This is a genomic window from Acidovorax sp. GW101-11A03, from assembly GCF_059424825.1.
Genome location: NZ_JBWKZU010000104.1, coordinates 2,501 through 5,000, shown reverse-complemented (window position 1 = coordinate 5,000; position 2,500 = coordinate 2,501). Strand labels below are relative to the sequence as shown.

Below are 2,500 nucleotides of genomic sequence, written 5' to 3'. Positions count from 1 at the left end.
TTAAGCACGCTTATGCCATTGCACTATCGTCACGATGTCCGACCGTAACTAGCGTACCTTCGAACTCCTCCGTTACGCTTTGGGAGGAGACCGCCCCAGTCAAACTGCCTACCATGCACTGTCCCCGATCCAGATAATGGACCTAGGTTAGAACCTCAAACACACCAGGGTGGTATTTCAACGTTGGCTCCATGAGATCTAGCGACCTCACTTCAAAGCCTCCCACCTATCCTACACAGATCTGTTCAAAGTCCAATACAAAGCTACAGTAAAGGTTCATGGGGTCTTTCCGTCTTTCCGCGGGGAGATTGCATCATCACAAACATTTCAACTTCGCTGAGTCTCAGGAGGAGACAGTGTGGCCATCGTTACGCCATTCGTGCAGGTCGGAACTTACCCGACAAGGAATTTCGCTACCTTAGGACCGTTATAGTTACGGCCGCCGTTTACTGGGACTTCAATCAAGAGCTTGCACCCCATCATTTAATCTTCCAGCACCGGGCAGGCGTCACACCCTATACGTCCACTTTCGTGTTTGCAGAGTGCTGTGTTTTTATTAAACAGTCGCAGCCACCGATTTTTTGCAACCCCGTTGGGCTCCCTCTGTACGAGTTCACCTACTTGGGGCATACCTTCTCCCGAAGTTACGGTATCAATTTGCCGAGTTCCTTCTCCTGAGTTCTCTCAAGCGCCTTAGAATACTCATCTCGCGCACCAGTGTCGGTTTGCGGTACGGTCGTCAATAGCTGAAGCTTAGTGGCTTTTCCTGGAAGCAGGGTATCACTCACTTCGTCTGCAAGCAGACTCGTTATCACCCCTCATCTAAGCCCGGCGGATTTGCCTACCAGGCACGACTACAGGCTTGAACCAACATATCCAACAGTTGGCTGAGCTAACCTTCTCCGTCCCCACATCGCACTATTGATCGGTACAGGAATATTGACCTGTTTCCCATCAGCTACGCATCTCTGCCTCGCCTTAGGGGCCGACTCACTCTACGCCGATGAACGTTGCGTAGAAAACCTTGCGCTTACGGCGAGGGGGCTTTTCACCCCCTTTAACGCTACTCATGTCAGCATTCGCACTTCTGATACCTCCAGCATCCGTTACCAGACACCTTCACAGGCCTACAGAACGCTCTCCTACCACTTGCAATAAATTGCAAATCCGCAGCTTCGGTAACTGGCTTAGCCCCGTTACATCTTCCGCGCAGGACGACTCGATCAGTGAGCTATTACGCTTTCTTTAAATGATGGCTGCTTCTAAGCCAACATCCTGACTGTTTTAGCCTTCCCACTTCGTTTCCCACTTAGCCAATTTTAGGGACCTTAGCTGGCGGTCTGGGTTGTTTCCCTCTTGAGTCCGGACGTTAGCACCCGGTGCTCTGTCTCCCAAGCTGTACTCTGCGGTATTCGGAGTTTGCATAGGTTTGGTAAGTCGCCATGACCCCCTAGCCTAAACAGTGCTCTACCCCCGCAGGTAATACTTGAGGCACTACCTAAATAGTTTTCGGAGAGAACCAGCTATTTCCAAGTTTGTTTAGCCTTTCACCCCTATCCACAGCTCATCCCCTAGTTTTGCAACACTAGTGGGTTCGGACCTCCAGTACCTGTTACGGCACCTTCATCCTGGCCATGGATAGATCACTTGGTTTCGGGTCTACACCCAGCGACTGATTCGCCCTATTCGGACTCGATTTCTCTACGGCTTCCCTATTCGGTTAACCTTGCCACTGAATGTAAGTCGCTGACCCATTATACAAAAGGTACGCAGTCACCCTTGCGGGCTCCTACTTTTTGTAAGCATGCGGTTTCAGGATCTATTTCACTCCCCTCCCGGGGTTCTTTTCGCCTTTCCCTCACGGTACTGGTTCACTATCGGTCGATTACGAGTATTTAGCCTTGGAGGATGGTCCCCCCATATTCAGACAGGATTTCTCGTGTCCCGCCCTACTTTTCTCTAACTTAGTACCACACGTCTGTTTTCGCATACAGGGCTATCACCTGCTATGGCCGGGCTTTCCATCCCGTTTTGCTAACAGTCGTGCTATCACTAGAAGGCTCTTCCGATTTCGCTCGCCACTACTTTCGGAATCTCGGTTGATGTCTTTTCCTCGAGCTACTGAGATGTTTCAGTTCACCCGGTTCGCCTCGCATGACTATGTATTCATCATGCGATACCTCTTGCGAGGTGGGTTTCCCCATTCAGAAATCTCCGGATCAAAGCTTATTTGCCAGCTCCCCGAAGCTTATCGCAGGCTATCACGTCTTTCGTCGCCTGTAATCGCCAAGGCATCCACCACATGCTCTTAGTCACTTGACCCTATAACTTTGACATCTCTTTCAAGATATCGCCATCATCTCAAGGACTTGCCAGGTCTTTCACCTGGCGCGTTATGCCGTAATGTGAATAATTCCTCGATATCACTATCAAGAAACATTCGTCATTACTGAGTTCAAATTACTTCGCAATCGCTTTCGCAATCACGTTCGCTCATTGA

At 50.0% G+C, this 2,500-nt stretch carries 1 rRNA gene (only partly in view); it reads right to left on the bottom strand.

From position 1 onward, the window contains the following. Positions 1-2,322: ribosomal RNA gene (locus AC07Z7_RS24130) — 23S ribosomal RNA — on the bottom strand (it extends 557 nt beyond the left edge of the window). Positions 2,323-2,500 lie beyond the last annotated feature (178 nt).